Here is a 17,927-nt window from a genome sequence, read left to right as displayed (position 1 = left end):
GGTCGAAAGATCGTACCAATCTAGACCTGAACCCAGACCGGTTGCTCCTCATGGCGCCGTGGGATACCAGCCGGCCGTGTTGGGGCGAGGGGTCTCGGCAGGGGGAAGGAATGGCATTTTCGGATCAGATCGGACGCTTCCGGGACGACAACCCCTCGCCGTTGTATCTCCAGCTCCAGCAGCTCATCCGCGACGCGATCGGCGGCGCGGTGCTGAAGCAGGGCGACGCCATCCCGCCCGAGCGCGACCTGGCGCTCGAATATGACGTGTCGCGCATCACCGTGCGCAAGGCGATCGGCGGACTGGTGGAGGAGGGTTTGCTGACCCGCCGCCGCGGCGCAGGCACCTTTGTCGCCGAGCGCGTCGAGAAGAGCTTCTCCAAGCTCTCGTCCTTCACCGAGGATATGGCGGCGCGCGGCCGCAAGGCGAGCAGCAGCTGGATCTCGCGCGCCCCCGGGCAGGTGAACCCGGAGGAGGCGATGGCGCTGGGCCTGTCGCCGGGCGCGGGGGTGCTGCGCTTCGCGCGCATACGCTATGCCGACGACGAGCCGATGGCGCTCGAGTTCTCGACCATCCCGGGCTACTGCCTCTCCTCGGTCGATGTGGTGGGGGACTCGCTCTACGCCGCTCTCGAGCAGGCCGGCAACCGGCCCGTCCGCGCACTCCAGCGGCTGCGTGCGGTGCCGTTCGGGGGCGAGCATGCCAAGATGCTGGGCGTCGATCCGGGCCACGCGGGCCTGCTGATCGAGCGCCGCGCCTTCCTGCGTGACGGCCGGGCTGCCGAGGTCACGCGCTCCTATTATCGCGGCGACGCCTATGATTTCGTGGCGGAGCTGAGCGACGTCTGACGCGGCGCCCTCATCGTTCTTGTTCGAGTAGGAGTACCCCGATGGATCGCCGCCAGCTCCTTCTCGGCAGCGCGGGAATGGGGGCGATGCTTTCGGTCCGGCCGGTGCTGGCTGCGCCGCCGCGCGGGATGGACGACGGCTTCCCCATGCCGCCGCCGATCCGGTCCCTGCCGCCGCGCCTGCCGGAGAGCGACCCTTCGCGCACGCTGCTCGATCTCGGCTGGCGTTTCCACGAAGGCGACATCCCGATGCCCGAGCCGGTCGGGCACAACGCCACCTATCTCAGCGTCAAGGCGGGTAACGCACCGGGCGCCGCTGCGGTCGTCTATGACGACAGCGATTGGCGGGAGGTCCGGCTGCCGCACGATTGGGCCGCGTCTCAACCCTTTGTCGAGACCGCCAATGTGTCGCAGGGCTATCGCCCGCGCGGCATCGGCTGGTACCGGCGGACGCTCCGGCTCGATCCGGCGGATCGCGGCAGGACGATCGAGCTGCATTTCGGCGGGATCGCGACGAACGCGACGATCTGGGTCAACGGCAGCGTCGTCGCCCACAACTGGTCGGGCTACAACAGCGTCTATGTCGATCTGACCCCGTTCGCGCGCTTCGGTGACGAGACGAACGTCATCGCCGTGCGCGTGGATGCCGATGCCAAGGAAGGCTGGTGGTACGAAGGTGCCGGCCTATACCGCCATGTCTGGCTGGTCCGCCGGGCGCCGGTGGCGATCGTGTCGGACGGGGTGCATTGCGATCCACGCCGCAACGCAGACGGCTGGCATGTGCCGGTCACCGTCACACTCGGGAACATCGAGAATGCGCCGGCTTCGGTGGAGGTCGAGGCGGAACTGATCGATCCGGACGGCCGCTCGGTCGCCGTGCAGCGGGTCGAGGCGAGCGTGCCGGTGCTCGACCGTGCCGAGGCGGTGCTGCGGCTCAATGCCGATGCGCCGCGGGTCTGGTCGGTCGAGGAGCCGACGCTCTACACGGTGCGCACGCGCGTGCTGCGCGAGGGCAGGGCGGTCGACGAGCGCAACATCGCGATCGGTTTCCGCACGATCCGCTTCGATGCCGACAAGGGCCTGTTCGTCAACGATCGTCCGGTGAAGCTGAAGGGCGTCTGCCTCCACCAGGATCATGCCGGTGTCGGCGTAGCGGTGCCGGACGCGCTGCTCGCGTGGCGGCTCGAGCGGCTGAAGGCGATGGGCTGCAACGCGATCCGCATGTCGCACAACGCGCCCAATGCGGAGCTGCTCGACTGGTGCGACCGGATGGGCTTCCTCGTCATGGACGAGAACCGTAACTTCAACCCGGCGCCCGATTATCTCGCCCAGCTTGAATGGCTGGTGCGGCGCGACCGCAATCATCCGAGCGTGATCCTGTGGTCGGTGTTCAACGAGGAGCCGATGCAGGGCACCGAGGCGGGGGTGGAGATGGTCCGCCGCATGGCCGCCGCGGTACGCCGGCTCGACGACAGCCGGCCGATCACGGCGGCGATGAACGGGTCCTTCTACAACCCGGCCAATGTCTCGACCGTCGTCGATGTGATGGGGTTCAACTATTATCAGAACGACTATGACAAGTTCCATCGGCTGAACCCGACCAAGCCGATCACCAGCTCGGAGGATACCAGCGCCTTCGAGACGCGCGGCGCCTTCTCCAGCGATCCGGCGCGGCATGTGATCACCTCCTACGACGACGAGGCGGCATCCTGGGGCGATACGCATCGGGGAAGCTGGAGGAAGATCGCCGAGCGGCCGTTCGTCGCGGGCGGCTTCGTCTGGACCGGGTTCGACTATCACGGCGAGCCGACGCCTCACGAATGGCCGACGATCTCCAGCTTCTTCGGCATCCTCGACCTGTGCGGCTTTCCCAAGACGGCCTTCGGCATCCACAGCGCGCATTGGATCGACGACCGGCCGGTGCTGTTCCTGGCGCCGCATTGGACCTGGCCGGGCCGTGAAGGGCAGGCGATCCGCATCTTCGCGATCGCCAATGCCGAGACGATCGCGCTCAGCCTCAACGGTCGCGAACTCGGTGTGCAGCAGGCCGACCGGATCATGGGCAACGCATGGCAGGTGCCTTACGAAGGGGGACGGATCGAGGCAGTGGCGATGCGGGGCGGCAAAGTGGTCGCGCGCGCTTCTCACGAGACCGCAGGACCACCTGTCGCGCTGCGCCTCACGCCCGCTCGAACGGTGATGGCGGGCGACGACGAGGATGTGCAGCCGATCACGATCGACGCGGTCGATGCCAGGGGCCGTCATGTGCCGACGGCGAACCTGATGACGCGCTTCGTCGTCGAGGGCGGGACGATCATCGGCGTCGGCAACGGCGACCCCAACAGCCACGAACCCGAGCAGGGCGGCAGCCGGTCGCTGTTCAACGGCCTCGCACAGCTCATCGTCAGAGCGGGCAGGGGACGAGGCAGGATCCGGATCACTGCCACGGCCGAGGGATTGAAGCCCGCGACGCTGGCACTCGACCGCGCCGACATTGCGCCGCGGCCGCAGGTGCCGGTGACGCCGCCGGTCATGTCGGTCCGCGAATGGCGGCGCTCCCCCCTGCTGGCGGCCCGGCCGGAGCCGACGCTCGCCCCCTCGGACGATGACAACAACAGCTGGGCCTTCGTCCGCAGCGGCACGCCGACGCCTGCAGAGCCCCAGGCGGGCTGGCGCGTCTATCGCAGCCGGTTCACGCCCTGGAAGCGCATGGCGGCCGCGGGTGGAGTGATCCGGTTCGAGCGCATCGGCGGCCGCGCCGAACTGTGGGTCGACGGGCAGAAGCTCGCCGACAAGGCCGATACCGCGCCGGCACCATTGGAGGCCAACCTGCCGCCAGGCGCGAAGCCGCGCGTCGTGGTGCTGGTGATCGAGGCGTCGGCAGGAGCAGAGTCAGGTATCCTCGGATCGGTGGACGTGCTCCCGCGCTGAAGCTCAGGGAGCTGCCGCCCGGTCGAGCAGGCTGCGCAGTGCCTCGACCTTGCCCCGGTCGGTACGCAGACGCGGCCCTGCCTGGAAGCCGAACCGCTGCTCCGTCTCACCGGCCGTGCCGGCTGGGCTGCGGCACGAGGCATGGACCTCCGTGACGCCGGTATCGAGGATCGCGGGAAGGGTCGCCGCGTCGACGCCGCTTCCGGCGAGGATGATGATCCGTCCCTCCGCCTGACGGACCAGCGACGCCAGCATGGGCAGCGCATCGGCGGCGCGTGGTGCACCGCCGGACGTCAGGATACGGTCGAAGCCCAGCTCGATCGCGGTCTCCAACGCCGCCAGCGGGTCGGGCGTGAGGTCGAAAGCGCGGTGCAGCGTGAGCGATAGCGGCCGGGCGCGCCTGGCGGCGGCGGCGCGGGCATGGGCCACCCACCGCGCAAGCAGCGGCGCGTCCAGTCCGCCATCGGATCCGCTGGCGCCAATCACCACCCCTGCCAGCCCTGCCTCTGCCGCTGCGTCGATATCGGCTGCGACCAGCGTTGCCTCGTCGGCCTCGTATCGGAAATCCCCCTCGCGCGGGCGGGCGAGCAGGTGGACCGGGATCGGCGCTCCGGCCGCATGGCGGATCAGCGACGCGGGGGGCGTGAGCCCGCCCAGCGACAGCGCGGCGCAGAGCTCGATCCGGTCGGCCCCACCGTCGATCGCTGCCGCGATACCGGCCGCTTCGTCTACACAGATTTCCAGCATGATCTGCCTCATGGCCCGAAAGGCTTGCCAATTCCAGACGGGCCCTTCGCGGCCGACACGATCCGGTCTAGCAGCGGAGGGAAGGGAGTCGGTGATGTTCGGACGCACGCTCGCCGTGATGGCTGCACTGTTGATGATGCCGGCGGCGAATGCGCAGGACGTCTCGCATCCGATCCTCCTCGTGCCCGATCGCGTGTTCGACGGCGTCGATCCCAAGCCGCACGAAGGCTGGAAGGTGCTGGTCGAAGGCGAGAAGATCGTAGCGGCCGGTCCCGACGTGACGGCGCCGATCGGAAGCGAGACAATCGCCTTGCCCGGTACGACTTTGATGCCGGGGCTGATCGATCTCCACGTCCACCTGTTCCTGCACCCCTATAACGAGACGAGCTGGAACGATCAGGTGGTGACGGAGCCCCTAGCGCTCCGCACCGCGCGCGCGGTGGCGGCGGCGCGGGCGACGCTGGCGGCGGGCTTCACCACCGTGCGCGACCTCGGCACCGAGGGAGCGCTCGATGCCGATGCGGGGCTCAAGGTGGCGATCGCGCAGGGGATCGTGCCGGGGCCGCGGCTGCTGATCGCCAATCGCGCGCTGGTCGCGACCGGCGCTTATGGTCCCAAGGGATATGCCTTCGAGGTGCCGCAGGGCGCCGAGGAAGTGAGCGGCGTCGAGGGCGTCGTCGCGGGCGTGCGGCGCCAGATCGCGCGCGGGGCAGATTGGGTGAAGTTCTACGCCGACTATCGCTGGGGGCCGGGCGAGCCGAGCCGCGCGACCTTCAGCCAGGAGGAGCTCGCCGCAGGTATCGCCGCCGCGCACGATGCGGGCCGGAAGGTCGCGGTCCACGCCAGCACCGCAGAGGGGATGCGGCGCGCGATCCTGGCCGGTGCCGATACGATCGAGCACGGCAACGACGGTACCGCCGAGGTATTCGCGCTGATGAAGGCGAGGAATGTCGCCTATTGCCCGACGCTGGCGGCTTCCGATGCGATCGCGCGCTACGCCGGCTGGAATGGCGCTGGACCCGAGCCGGCAGCGATTGCGGGCAAGCGGACGAGCTTCGCCGTCGCGCGCAAGGCGGGCGTCCGAATGTGCGCCGGCGGCGACACCGGCGTCTTTGCGCACGGCCGCAACGCGCGCGAGATCGAGCTGATGGCGGAATGGGGCCTCGGCCCCGCGCAGGCGCTGATCGTCGCGACCTCGGGCAATGCGGCGATCCTCGGCTGGCAGGATCGGATAGGCGCGGTTCGGCCGGGCCTCGCCGCCGATCTGATCGCGGTCAACGGCGACCCGACCAAGGACATCGCCGCGATCGAGCATGTCGCGCTTGTGCTCAAGGCAGGAAAGCGTTTTGATTCATTGCGTTAGTCCATGAGTGTCATCGAATAGTCATCGATAAGTCGCTGAAACGACTTCATAATGGCATCCAACTGTCATCTCAGAGTCTCCGAAACGTCGCTGAACTGGCATCTCGCCGTCACACAGCGCCCCTAGCGACCACGGCAAGGTCGGCCGGGGGGAACCGAGTCGATCCCGGGCAAAACAGGCCCTTCCCGCACAACCGTCGGATCGGACACGGAGACCCTCATGCGAAGCTTCCAGCGCCTCGGCCTTATTCTCTTGACGACGGCCGCCTCGGCGGCGCTTTCATCGTGCAACGGCGCGGACAACGTCGCCTCGCCGGGCGGCGGCACCATCGTCATTCCGCCGGCTCCGACGCCGACCCCGACTCCCACGCCGACTCCGACCGGCCCGATCACCGCGGCACAGTTCGCAGCGGCGACGACGCAGGGCAGCCTCACGATCACCGCCGACGAGCAGCTGGTGATCGTCAACACCGGCAGCAACAACAATGTGAACGGCACGGCGAACGCCTCGAGCCTCCTCAACGGCGTCTACCCGACGAGCGCTACCTCGGCGACGCCGGCGACCGATCCCTCGACGCTCAATGCCTTCTTCACCAGCACCAACTATGCCGGTGCCCTCAACGGCCCGACCGACACGGCCTTCCAGGACTGGACCTGCAACTCGACCAGCGCAAACTTCGGCGGCGCCAGCGCGGCTTGCACCGCCGTGCCGGCCGTCGGCACCGGAGGCAGCGCCGCGGCTTGCCCGACCGGCACGACCGACGACGGCTTGGTGCAGACCTTCCGCGCCTGCCGTATTCCGCAGGCGATCACGGCCAATCTCACCTTGCCGAAGATTCCCGGCGTCTTCTATCGCCTTCGCGGCCAGACCGAGGTCGGCACCGACCTCGGCGCCACCGGCGGTGCGGGCGTGACCCTCACGATCGAGGCCGGCGTGGTGATCGCGGCCGATTCGAGCGAGCCCACCAACGACCTGCTGCTCGTCAACCGCGGTTCGAAGATCCAGGCCATCGGCACCCGCACCGCGCCGATCATCTTCACCTCGCAGCAGAACCTCGCCAACAACGGCGTCAGCGATTCGACGCAGGGCCAGTGGGGTGGCATCATCCTGCTCGGCCGTTCGACCACGGCAGTCTGCGCGACCGGCACCGGCGGCACCAGCGGCACGCCTTGCCAGCAGGCGATCGAAGGCGTGACCGGCCGCTTCTACGGCGGCACGGCCGAGAACGACAGCAGCGGCCAGATGTCCTATGTCCAGATCCGCTACAGCGGCATCGCCATCTCCGACGGCAATGAGCTGCAGGGCCTGACGCTCGGCGCGACCGGCTCGGGCACGGTGCTCGACCACATCCAGAGCCACAACTCGGCCGACGACGGCATCGAGATTTTCGGCGGCACCAGCAACATCAAGTATATCGCGGTGACCGGCGCCGACGACGACGGCTTCGACGTCGACAACGGCTGGCGCGGCTTCATCCAGTTCATGATCGCGGCGCAGAAGGTCTCCGGCGCGACCGCCGACTCCTTCTCGACCGAGATCGACTCGAACGGTGCCGAGGACCTGCTGCCCCGCACCTGGGGCCGCTACGCCAACTTCACCTTCATCCAGACGGCGAATGCGCCGGCGGCGATCCGTCTGCGCGGCGGTGCCGACATGACCTTCGTCAATGGCATCGTGAAGACGCCGACGAACGTCGCCTGCGTCAACATGATCGCCGGCGAGACCAGCGCGTCCGACCGTTCGACCATTCGCCCGAAGAACGAGGCGCTGCAGGACCAGGGCCCGCCGGTGTTCAACTCGGTCTACTTCTCCTGCAACGGCCGCTGAGGCGAACGCACATGCGCAACCGTGTCGGGGCGGCTCCCAAGCCGCCCCGGCATTTGCCCATAATTCTCATTGGATGACACGGCCATGCAGCGACGCCTCGCCTACGCCACCCTTCTTCTCCTGACCTCGCAACTCGTTTCGCCGGCGGCGTTGGCGCAGACGACCGGCAACGCTCCTCCGGCCAGCGATCCGGCCGCGGCGGCTGCCCCGCAGCAGGATGCCCAGGCTCCGCAGACGGATCAGCAGCAGGACGTCGAGATTTCCGCGCCTGGCGTCGATCCTAGCGCGGCCCAGGACATCGTCGTCGTCGGCCGGCACATCCCGAACACGATCCGCGCCACGCCGCAGGTGGTGTCGGTGCTCTCGAGCGCCGACATCGCGCGGACTGGTGAGGGCGACATCGCCGGCGCGCTGACGCGCGTCACCGGCCTCAGCGTGGTGGGCAACGGCTTCGTCTATGTCCGTGGTCTCGGCGACCGCTATTCCTCGTCGCTGCTCAACGGGTCGCCGCTGCCGAGCCCCGAGCCGCTGCGCCGCTCGGTCCCGCTCGATATCTTCCCGACCACGATCGTGGGTTCGGCGCTGATCCAGAAGACCTATTCGGTCAACTATCCCGGCGAGTTCGGCGGCGGCGTGATCAACCTCACGACCAAGGCGATCCCGGACGACAATTTCATCAAGGTCGGCGGCTCGCTGTCCGCGGACACCGCCACGACGAGCGAGCTCGGCTATACCTATTACGGCGGCGACACCGACTGGCTGGGCTTCGACGACGGTACCCGCAAGGTCCCGGACTTCATCCGCAACGCGACCAAGAACTCCGGCCTCATCCCGGCCGAGCAGGTGCTGCAGCTGTCCAACGCCTCGACCACGCTGCTCCAGCGCAACAACCAGCTCCCCGCCAACTGGTCGGCCGAGATCAGCGGCGGCGGCGCGTTCGACATGGGCGGCGGCCGGCTGGGCGTGATCGGGTCGATCGGCTACAGCAACAGCTTCCGCACGCGCTCGATCCTGCAGCAGGACAGCGTCACCGAGACGGGTGCGATCCGCAACGATTTCCACACGCTGCTCACCGACAATCATATCGTCGGCAACGCGCTGCTCGGCGTCGGCTATTCGTTCGGCGAGAACACGATCCGCTGGACCAACATCTATATCCGTGACGTGCTCAAGCAGGCGCGCGGCTCGGCGGCGGAGGTCTACAACAACGCCAGCGGCCTGCGCTTCCAGCAGAACACCAACTGGTTCGAGCGGCAACTGATCGAATCGCAGCTCGTCGGCGAATTTCATCTGACGGATGCGTTCAAGCTCGACGTGCGCGGTGCCTATGCCAACTCGAAGCGTAATGCGCCTTACGAGCGCCAGTTCGACTATCTATGCTCGTCGACGACGACTACGGGGCAGCCGATCCAATATGACGGCGGCAACGGCGCGACCGGCTTCCAGTGCAACGGCGCCTGGCAGGTCACGCAGCGCTTCTCCCCGTTCGCGTCGATCATCTTCTCCGACCTGAACGAGGACCTTTGGACGGGCCAGGCGGACCTGTCGTACAAGATCGACGCGCCGCGCCCGATCACGCTGTCGGCGGGCTATTATTATTCGGACACGGACCGCTTCTCGCGGCGCCTGCAGTTCAACTACCAGACCAGCGCGGGCGGCGGCACGGCGCCCGGCTATCCCTTCAACCTGCTGCGGCCGGACTATCTGCTGAGCCCCGACGTCGTGAACAACGCCTGTCCGCTCCAGGGCACCGGCGCGTGCACGATCGAGATGCAGTTCAACACGCCGCTCGGTGCCTATGCCTATGACGCCAAGCTGCGCATCCACGCGGGCTATGCTCAGGCGGAAGGCGAGCTGCTCGACGGCCTGCGGGCCGTCATCGGTGTCCGTTACGAGAGCGGCGATCAGCGGGTAACGCCGGTCGCGAGCCCCACCACCAAGCTCAAGAACGATTATTGGCTGCCGGCGGCAACGCTGACCTGGAACTTCGCGCCGGACATGCAGCTGCGTGCCAGCGCTTCGAAGACCATCTCGCGGCCGCAGTTCCGCGAACTGGCGCCGCAGCAGTTCCGCGATCCGGATTCGGACCGTCTGTTCTTCGGCAACCCGCTGCTCAAGGATTCTGAGCTGCTCAATTTCGAGGGCCGCTTCGAATGGTTCTTCGCACGTGACCAGCGGTTCACGCTCGCCGGCTTCTACAAGAAGATCGACAATCCGATCGAGCAGGTCGGCTTCTACACCGGCGCCGACGACCGCCTGCAGACCGGCTTCACCAACCTTCCCAAGGCGCAGCTGTACGGCGGCGAGGTCGAGGTGCAGAAGTACTTCCCGCTCGATACGCTTGGCGGCTTCTTCGCCACGCGCCGGGCGGTGGTGATCGCGAACTACACCTATACCCATTCGGAGATCACCGCGGATTCGAGCTGTGTGCCGAACGTCCTCAACCAGACGCTCGGCGGCTGTCCGACCGGATTCGGCCCGGCGAACCTCCAGTTCCGCGACGGCGCGCCGCTGACCGGCCAGTCGGATCATCTGGTCAACCTGCAGCTCGGCATCGAGGACACGCAGCAGCTCTCGCAGCTGACGGTGCTGTTCAACTATGCGAGCGACCGCGTGACCAACCGCGGCCCGTCGTTGCTGTCGGGCGTCGGGTTCCAGCCGGACATCGTCGAGCGCCCCGGCATCCGCCTCGACGTCGTCGCCCGCCAGGGCTTCGAGCTCGCCGGCGGCAAGTTCGAGCTCAAGCTCGAGGCCCGCAACCTGACCAAGACCCGGTTCAACGAGCGGCAGACGTTCGACAACGGCAACGTCGTCTACATCAACCGCTACAACGTCGGTCAGGTCTTCTCGATCGGGCTCAGCACGACCTTCTAAAGTTCGATCCATCTGGCTTGAAGAGGCTGTTCCCCGGCGAAGGCCGGGGCCCAGTCTCGAACCGCTCGCAGCTGGGCCCCGGCCTTCGCCGGGGAACGGATTCAAACCTGGCCGAATCCGACTCTAATCGTGAGCGTCTTGTTCCGGCCGGCTGCACGCGATTGTGCAGCCGGCCCTTTCATTGATGGACGGCGGCGACCGTCAGCCCCAGGGCCGTTCCCGGAACCATTGGGTGATCACATATTTGAGGCCAGCCCGCACTTTCATCGCATGATGGATCGTGGCGGGGTTGGGCGTGCCGTCGGGGCGCAGGTTGTTCCAGGCGAGCAGCTTGCCGGCTTCGGGCTGCACGATCTTGTCGATCGCCTTGAAGCGCGTCGCGCCGCCGGCCTCGACATCGTTGAGATAGAGCATCACCGTCCAGGTCCGCTGGCCCGCGACGCTGCAGTAGCGCGCGAAATCGGCGCCGCGCGGGTCGAAATAGTCGGTGTGCGCCTTGAACTCCTGGCCGACCTCGTAGCGCTGCCCCTGCATCGGCTCGCCATGCGCGGGGTCGAGGCCGGTGAGAGTGACGATCCGCCGCTTGACCTCCGCCACCTCGGGATCGCTCGGGTCGAGATCGCAGGTCTCGCTGGTGCGAAAGGCATAGTCGCCATTGGCATCGGCGATGGTCGAAGGGCGGCGGTCCTTGTCGATCTTGGCCATCAGCGACCGGCAGAGCTCCGGCTCGAGGAAATCGCGGAGCATGAACAATGTCAGCTTGGGACTGGGCACGCGCTGCACGCCCGGACGCGCCATGATCGACTCGATCACCGGCTCGGCGGGAAAGCCGGAGCCGGGGGCGGGCTGGACATGGGCGTCAGGGGCGAGGCTGACCATGCGGCGACCCTGCCAAAGCCGGCGTGCGGATTCCAGCCCCCGGCGCCTTGATTGCCGGGCAAACCCCGGCTAAGCGCGCGGCTTCACGGCGATCGTAGCTCAGTTGGTTAGAGCATCGGTTTGTGGTACCGAGGGTCGCGGGTTCAAGTCCCGTCGATCGCCCCATTCCCACAGCATTGCATTTTGGGCTGGCACCCCGGCCGCTAAAACAATATTGCCCGCGCGAGCAATTTTCGATTGAGCGCGGAGGCGGCATTGAGCTCGGCTTGGGATCTTCCCGATTACGACGATCACGAAGGCGTCCATCTGTTCGCGGACCCCAAGTCCGGCATGCACGCGATCATCGCGGTCCATTCGACCGCGCTTGGCCCGGCTGCCGGCGGCGTGCGCTTCTGGCATTATGCCGACAGCCAGCGGGCGCTGACCGACGCGCTGCGGCTCTCCAGGGGCATGAGCTACAAGAACGCCATGGCCGGCCTGCCGATGGGCGGCGGCAAGGGCGTGGTGCTGGCGAGCGCGCCGGGGACGGAGATCACCACCGCGCAGCTCGAGGCGTTCGGCGACGCGGTCGAGTCGCTGGGTGGACGCTATGTCACCGCCGAGGACGTCGGCATGTCCGAGGCGCGGATGAAGGTGATCGCGACGCGGACCAAGCATGTCTCCGGCCTGCCGGTCGCGGCGGGCAGCGCGGGCGGCGATCCGGGGCCGTTCACCGCAATGGGCATCTACCTCGGCGTCAATGCCGCCGCGAAACGTGCGCTCGGTGCCGAGGGCATGAAGGACGTCCATGTCGCGATCCAGGGCGTCGGCAGCGTCGGCGGCGGGCTGGCGCGGCTGCTGGCGGCGGACGGGGCGCGGCTCACCATTGCCGACGTCAACGTCGAACGGGCCAAGGCGCTGGCGGCACAGATCGGTGCCGAGGTGGTGCCGACCGAGGAGATCCTGGCGGTGTCCTGCGACATCGTCAGCCCCAATGCGCTGGGAGCGATCCTGACCGAGACCTCGATCGCCGCGCTCGACTGCAAGGCGGTGGCGGGTGGCGCCAACAACCAGCTCGCGACGCCCGAGGACGGTGCGCGGCTGGCGGCGCGCGGCATCCTCTATGCGCCGGACTATGTGATCAACGCGGGCGGCATCATCAACGTCGGGCTCGAATATCTGGGGCAGGGCGACCGCGCCGAGGTCGAGGCCCGCATCGCCCGCATCCCCGACCGGCTGGTTGAGGTATGGGACGAGGCCGACCGTACCGGCCAGCCGGCGAGCGACGTCGCGGATACGATCGCGCGGCGGCTGATCGGGCGGGGATGATTCGCGGGCGCTTGCGTCACTCACCGTCATGCCGGACTTGTTCCGGCATCCACCGATCCGCCAGCATGGTGATATTGGATATGTCGCTCGGTGGACCCCGGAACAAGTCCGGGGTGACGATGGTAGAAATGGTGCCGGAAAGCCCCTAGACACGCGTCCGTGCCTGCGATCCACGCCCTCGCCAATCCCGCGCGATTCCTGCGCATTGCCCGGCCGCTGACGGCGCCGCTGTTCTGGGTGGGCGTCGCGCTGATCGCGTTCGGGGCCTGGGCCGGCCTTACCCAGACGCCGCCCGATTATCTCCAGGGCGAGAGCGTCCGCATCCTCTACATCCACGTGCCGACCGCCTGGCTCGGGCTTGGCGGGTGGAGCGCGATCGCGGTTTCCAGCATCGTCTATCTGGTCTGGCGGCACCCGCTGGCGAGCATCGCCGCGCGCGCTGCGGCGCTGCCGGGCGCGCTGTTCGCCTTCCTGTGCCTTGCCACCGGATCGATCTGGGGGCGGCCGACCTGGGGGACCTGGTGGCAGTGGGACGGGCGGCTGACCTCGATGCTGCTGCTGTTCTTCGTTTATTGCGCGTACATGGCGCTGAGCCGTGCCGACGCTGAGCGCGGCGGCGACGGGCGCATCCCGGCGCTGTTCGGGATCGCGGGCAGCGTGCTGCTGCCGATCATCCGCTACTCCGTCGTGTGGTGGAACACGCTGCACCAGGGGCAGAGCATCGGCCTCACCAGCTCGAGCATCGACGGATCGATGCTGTGGCCATTGGGCTTCACCCTGTCGGGCTTCACCCTGTTCTTCGCCGCGATCGTGCTGATGCGGATGCGGACGATGATCGCGACCACGCGCGTCGAGGCGCGGATGCGGCGGATGGCGGCAGCATGAACCATTGGGCCTTCATCACCGCCGCCTATGCGCTGACGCTGGCCGCGTCGGCGGCGGTCGCCTTCGCAAGCTGGCGGGCGATGCGCCGGGCGGAGAAGGCGGCGGAGCAGCTCAAGCGCTCATGAAAGCCAAGCATCAGCGCCTGACGCTCGTCCTGCTCGCCGTGGTTGCGGTGATCGCCGCAGGATTGCTGGCGCTGTCGGCGCTGAGGGACCAGGCGGCATTCTTCTACGCGCCCGGCGATGTCGCCAAGGGCGTGCCGGTCGGCAAGGCGGTGCGGCTCGGCGGGATGGTGGAGAAGGGGTCGCTCAAGCGGGCGGCGGATGGGGTCACGCAGACCTTCGTCGTCACCGACGGCGTCGCCCAGGTGCCGGTGCGCTTCGCCGGCATCGCACCCGACCTGTTCCGCGAAGGATCGGGCGTGGTCGCCGAGGGCAGCTTCCTGGCCGACGGGTCGTTCAAGGCGACCAACCTGCTCGCCAAGCACGACGAGCGCTACATGCCGCCCGAGGTCGCCGGCGCGATGCACAAGTCGAAGTCGCTCGCGCCGTGATCGCCGAGGCCGGGCTCGCCGCGCTGTGGTTCGCCGCGGCGATGGCGCTGATGCAGCTTCTGCTGACGGTGATTGGGCTGCGTTCTTCTCCCTCTCCCCTCCGGGGAGAGGGTCGGGGAGAGGGGCATGCCGCGGGCGACGGTCTCGGTGAGACTCCGCCCCTCTCCCAACCCTCTCCCCAAGGGGGAGAGGGCTATTGGGCGATCCTCGCAGCCGTCCGTCCTGTCGCGATCGTGGGGGGAGTGCTGACCTGCGTCGCTTTCGCCTGCCTGATCGCGGTATTCCTGCGTTCCGACATGTCGGTGCTGCTGGTCGTCGAGAACAGCCATTCGGCGAAGCCCTGGCTCTACAAGTTCGCGGGCGCGTGGGGGAATCACGAAGGGTCTATGCTGCTGTGGGTGACCGTGCTCGGCATCGCCGGGGCGGCGATCGCGGTGCTCGAGCACCGATTGCCCGAGCGGACGCTGGTGGCGACGCTGGGGGCGCAAGCGGCGATCGCGCTCGGCTTCTTCGCGTTCCTGCTGATCGCGTCCAATCCCTTCGCGCGGATCGACCCGGCGCCGCTGGACGGCGCGGGGCTCAACCCGCTGCTGCAGGACCCCGGCCTCGCCTTCCACCCGCCGACGCTCTACTTCGGCTATGTCGGGCTGTCGGTGGCTTTCTCCTTTGCCGTGGGGGCATTGCTGACCCGCGACGTCGGCCCGGCGTTCGCGCGGGCGATGCGGCCGTGGGTGCTGGGAGCGTGGATCTTCCTGACGATCGGCATCACCGCCGGCAGCTATTGGGCCTATTACGAGCTCGGCTGGGGCGGCTGGTGGTTCTGGGACCCGGTCGAGAACGCCTCGCTGATGCCATGGCTCGCGGCGACCGCGCTGCTCCATTCGGTGACGGTGCTGGCGACGCGCGACGGCCTCCGGGCCTGGACGGTGATGCTGGCGGTGGTCGCCTTCTCGATGTCGATGATCGGGACGTTCCTGGTGCGATCGGGCATCCTCACCAGCGTCCATGCCTTTGCCGTCGATCCCGAGCGCGGCAGCTTCATCCTCGCGCTGCTGGCGGTCTACATCGGCGGGGCGTTGCTGCTGTTCGCGCTCCGCATCGGCACGGTGAAGGCCGGCAACACATTCGAGCTGCTGAGCCGCGAGGGCGGCCTCGTCCTCAACAACCTGCTGCTGAGCGTGATCCTGGGCGTGGTGCTGATCGGGACGCTCTATCCGATTGTCGCCGCGGGGTTCGGCGTGCAGCTGTCGGTCGGCAAGCCCTTCTTCGACAAGGCGGTGGGGCCGGTGGCGCTGCTGCTGACGGTGGCGCTGGCGGCGGGGCCGCTGATCCGCTGGCGGCGCGACGACTGGGACGCGCTGCTCGGGCGGATGATCGCGCCGATCGCGGTTACGCTGTTCGCCGGGGTCGCGCTGGTGGTGTTCGCGGCCGATGCGGCCCACCCGATCGGCGTGCTGCCGTTCGCCGGGCTGGCGCTGGCGGCGGGGCTGGCGGTGGCCAGCGTGGCGCCGCTGTGGAAGCGCGACCTTCGCCGCACGCCGCTGTTCACCTGGGGCATGGTGGTCGCGCATCTCGGCGTCGCGGTGAGCCTCGCCGGCATGGCGAGCGACAGCGCCTTCACCCAGGAGCGGCTGGTGGCGGCACGGATCGGCGCGCCGATCGAGGTCGGGCCGTTCCGGGTGACGCTCGACGGCATCGCGCCGGCGATCGGACCCAATTGGTCGGCGCTGGAGGGGCATCTGACCGTGACGCGCGGCGAGGAGGGCAGGCCGTTCGTGCTGCGTCCGCAGCAGCGCTTCTTCGCCAATCCGCCGACCACCACCAGCGAGGCGGCGATCGCCACGCGGATCGACGGGCAGCTCTATGCCGTGCTGGGGAAGGACAACGGCGACGGGCGATGGCAGCTTCGGCTGTGGTGGAAGCCGTTCGTGACGCTGATCTGGCTCGGCGGCGCGCTGATCGCGATCGGAGGAGCATTGTCGCTGATCGGCCGGGTGCGGCGTGAGCGGCGGAGCGCGCTGAGGGAGGCCTACGCGTGAAGCGCTGGCTGATCTGGGCGCCGTTCGCGGCGTTTGCGGTGATCCTGTGGGTGGTGGCGGGGCAACTGCTCAAGCCGGCCGACCGCACCGTCAAATCGGCGATGGTCGGCAAGCCGCTCCCCGAGTTCGCGTTGCCGGCCAACCAGCCGAACAAGCCCGGGCTCGCGACCCGCGACTTCAAGGGTGGCGAGCCGCGGCTGCTCAACGTGTTCGCGAGCTGGTGCGTGCCGTGCATCGCCGAGGCGCCGCAGCTGATGGCGCTCAAGCAGGCCGGCGTGAGGATCGACGCGGTGGCGGTGCGCGATACCGGACCGAACGTGGCGCGGTTCCTCGGGCGATATGGCGATCCCTACGAGCGGATCGGCGACGACAGGGCGAGCCAGGTGCAGCTGGCGCTCGGATCGTCGGGGGTGCCGGAAACCTTCGTGATCGACGGCAACGGCGTGATCGTCTCGCAGCATATCGGCGATATCCGGCCCGAAGAGGTGCCGGCGATCCTCGAAGCGGTGAGGAAGGCGCGGTGACGGCCCCGCTCATCCGTCATGCCGGACTTGTTCCGGCATCCACCGGGCGGCAAGGGCCGGAATCGATGAGTGCGCGGCGCCGTGGACCCCGGCACAAGGCCGGGGTAACGATGGGTTTGTGGCTGACGGCGTTGGCCGTTCCAGCACTGGCCCAGACCGCGCTTCCCGCCGCTCGCTATGCCAACACGCAGCTTCCCGACCCGGCGCAGGAGGCCAAGGCCAAGGCGCTGATGGAGACGCTGCGCTGCCTCGTCTGCCAGGGGCAGTCGATCGCCGACAGCGATGCCGACATGGCGGCCGACATGCGCTCGCTGGTGCGCGAGCGGATCGCGGCGGGCGAGAAGCCGGAGGCGATCCGCGAATGGCTGATCGCCCGCTATGGCGACTATGTGACCTATGATCCGCCGATGAGCCCGCTGACCGCGCCGCTGTGGCTGGCGCCGGTGGTGCTGATCGTGCTCGGTGCGCTAGTCGCCCGAGCGAGCTTCCGGCGGCGGAGGCGCGGCTGATGGGCTGGCTGGTCCTTGTCCTGATCGGTGTCGGCGCGGCGGCGCTGCTGTGGCGGCTCCGATTGCCGCGGATGCTGTGGTCGTTCGCGGGTGCGGCGTTGATGCTGGGGGCGGCGGGCTATGCGCTCCAGGGACGGCCGATGCTGCCCGGCCGACCGACCGAGGCGTCGAAGGTGCCCGGCGTGGTCGAACCGGTGATGAGCGAGCTGCGGCTCAAGATGTTCGGGCGTTTCACCTTCGCCGAACCCTATTTCGTCGCCGCCGACGCGCTGCAGCGCTCGGGGGCGAAGGGGAGCGCGGTCAGCCTGCTGATCGGCGGCATCGCCAGCGCCAAGCAGAATGCGGCGCTGTGGACGGCGCTGGGGCAGGCCTATGCCGCGCATGACGGCAGCGTCTCGGCGCCGTCGCGCTTCGCCTTCGATCAGGCGATGCGGCTGGCGCCGGAGCATCCGGGGCCGCCGTTCTTCCTCGGCGTGGCCTATCTCGATGAGGGACAGTTCGCGGAAACGCGCAAATGGTGGGCGCGGGCCTATCGGCTGAGCCCGCCCGGGACCAGCTACCGCGACGAGATCGGGACGCGGCTGCGGCTGCTCGATCGCTATCTGGCCGAGGAGGGAGCCGGCGCGACGCCGGCTCCCTGA

The 17,927-nt window shown here is 68.4% G+C and carries 15 protein-coding genes and 1 tRNA gene; 14 read left to right on the top strand and 2 right to left on the bottom strand.

Annotated elements, in window-relative coordinates:
• Window positions 1–110 precede the first annotated feature (110 nt).
• Together LZK98_RS14695 and galA are read left to right on the top strand one after the other, a co-directional pair.
• Window positions 111–848, top strand: coding sequence for a GntR family transcriptional regulator (locus tag LZK98_RS14695; RefSeq protein WP_233783118.1), 738 nt, complete (start codon window positions 111–113; stop codon window positions 846–848).
• Between the two features lie 41 nt (window positions 849–889).
• The gene (galA, locus tag LZK98_RS14690; RefSeq protein WP_233783116.1) at window positions 890–3,778 is read left to right on the top strand and encodes a beta-galactosidase GalA; all 2,889 of its coding nucleotides are present in this window, start codon (window positions 890–892) and stop codon (window positions 3,776–3,778) included.
• Between the two features lie 3 nt (window positions 3,779–3,781).
• Here the strand turns inward: galA and LZK98_RS14685 are convergent, their stop codons facing one another.
• Window positions 3,782–4,537, bottom strand: a complete 756-nt coding sequence (locus tag LZK98_RS14685; protein ID WP_233783115.1) for a copper homeostasis protein CutC — start codon at window positions 4,535–4,537, stop codon at window positions 3,782–3,784.
• Window positions 4,538–4,619: 82 nt separating this feature from the next.
• Between LZK98_RS14685 and LZK98_RS14680 the strand changes: the two genes are divergently transcribed.
• The 3 genes from LZK98_RS14680 (at window position 4,620) to LZK98_RS14670 (ending at window position 10,589) form a co-directional block, all read left to right on the top strand.
• Window positions 4,620–5,888, top strand: a complete 1,269-nt coding sequence (locus LZK98_RS14680; RefSeq protein ID WP_406693351.1) for a metal-dependent hydrolase family protein — start codon at window positions 4,620–4,622, stop codon at window positions 5,886–5,888.
• 219 nt (window positions 5,889–6,107) lie between these two features.
• The gene (locus tag LZK98_RS14675; protein WP_233783113.1) at window positions 6,108–7,715 is read left to right on the top strand and encodes a hypothetical protein; all 1,608 of its coding nucleotides are present in this window, start codon (window positions 6,108–6,110) and stop codon (window positions 7,713–7,715) included.
• Between the two features lie 84 nt (window positions 7,716–7,799).
• Window positions 7,800–10,589 carry a TonB-dependent receptor domain-containing protein gene (locus tag LZK98_RS14670; protein ID WP_233783111.1) on the top strand — a complete coding sequence of 930 codons (2,790 nt, stop codon included), beginning with the start codon at window positions 7,800–7,802 and terminating at the stop codon, window positions 10,587–10,589.
• A 201-nt stretch (window positions 10,590–10,790) separates the two neighbouring features.
• Here LZK98_RS14670 and LZK98_RS14665 read toward each other — a convergent pair whose 3' ends face one another.
• Window positions 10,791–11,468 (bottom strand): prolyl hydroxylase family protein, encoded by a 678-nt coding sequence (locus LZK98_RS14665; RefSeq protein ID WP_233783109.1) that lies wholly within the window; start codon window positions 11,466–11,468, stop codon window positions 10,791–10,793.
• An 88-nt stretch (window positions 11,469–11,556) separates the two neighbouring features.
• Here LZK98_RS14665 and LZK98_RS14660 point away from each other — a divergent pair.
• The 9 genes from LZK98_RS14660 (at window position 11,557) to LZK98_RS14620 (ending at window position 17,927) form a co-directional block, all read left to right on the top strand.
• Window positions 11,557–11,633 (top strand) — tRNA-His (locus LZK98_RS14660).
• A 90-nt stretch (window positions 11,634–11,723) separates the two neighbouring features.
• Window positions 11,724–12,776, top strand: a complete 1,053-nt coding sequence (locus LZK98_RS14655) for a Glu/Leu/Phe/Val family dehydrogenase (protein WP_233783107.1) — start codon at window positions 11,724–11,726, stop codon at window positions 12,774–12,776.
• A 159-nt stretch (window positions 12,777–12,935) separates the two neighbouring features.
• Window positions 12,936–13,661, top strand: a complete 726-nt coding sequence (gene ccmC, locus LZK98_RS14650; RefSeq protein WP_233783105.1) for a heme ABC transporter permease CcmC — start codon at window positions 12,936–12,938, stop codon at window positions 13,659–13,661.
• Window positions 13,658–13,786, top strand: a complete 129-nt coding sequence (ccmD, locus tag LZK98_RS14645; protein ID WP_233783103.1) for a heme exporter protein CcmD — start codon at window positions 13,658–13,660, stop codon at window positions 13,784–13,786. Before ccmC ends, ccmD begins: the two co-directional genes overlap by 4 nt.
• On the top strand, window positions 13,783–14,214 hold the full coding sequence (ccmE, locus tag LZK98_RS14640; RefSeq protein WP_233783101.1) for a cytochrome c maturation protein CcmE: 432 nt from the start codon (window positions 13,783–13,785) through the stop codon (window positions 14,212–14,214). The genes ccmD and ccmE overlap by 4 nt, the downstream gene beginning before the upstream one ends.
• Window positions 14,211–16,253: a heme lyase CcmF/NrfE family subunit gene (locus LZK98_RS14635; RefSeq protein ID WP_233783099.1), complete on the top strand. Its 2,043-nt coding sequence runs from the start codon at window positions 14,211–14,213 to the stop codon at window positions 16,251–16,253. Before ccmE ends, LZK98_RS14635 begins: the two co-directional genes overlap by 4 nt.
• A complete protein-coding gene (locus tag LZK98_RS14630) occupies window positions 16,250–16,777 on the top strand; it encodes a DsbE family thiol:disulfide interchange protein (RefSeq protein WP_233783098.1) in 528 nt (175 codons plus the stop codon). The genes LZK98_RS14635 and LZK98_RS14630 overlap by 4 nt, the downstream gene beginning before the upstream one ends.
• Before the next feature lie 110 nt (window positions 16,778–16,887).
• Window positions 16,888–17,286, top strand: coding sequence for a cytochrome c-type biogenesis protein (locus tag LZK98_RS14625; protein ID WP_233783097.1), 399 nt, complete (start codon window positions 16,888–16,890; stop codon window positions 17,284–17,286).
• Window positions 17,286–17,927, top strand: coding sequence for a tetratricopeptide repeat protein (locus LZK98_RS14620; RefSeq protein ID WP_233783096.1), 642 nt, complete (start codon window positions 17,286–17,288; stop codon window positions 17,925–17,927). The genes LZK98_RS14625 and LZK98_RS14620 overlap by 1 nt, the downstream gene beginning before the upstream one ends.

It is taken from the genome of Sphingomonas cannabina, from assembly GCF_021391395.1.
Taxonomy (GTDB): Bacteria; Pseudomonadota; Alphaproteobacteria; order Sphingomonadales; family Sphingomonadaceae; genus Sphingomonas; species Sphingomonas cannabina.
This window is presented reverse-complemented; position numbering and strand designations above follow the sequence as displayed.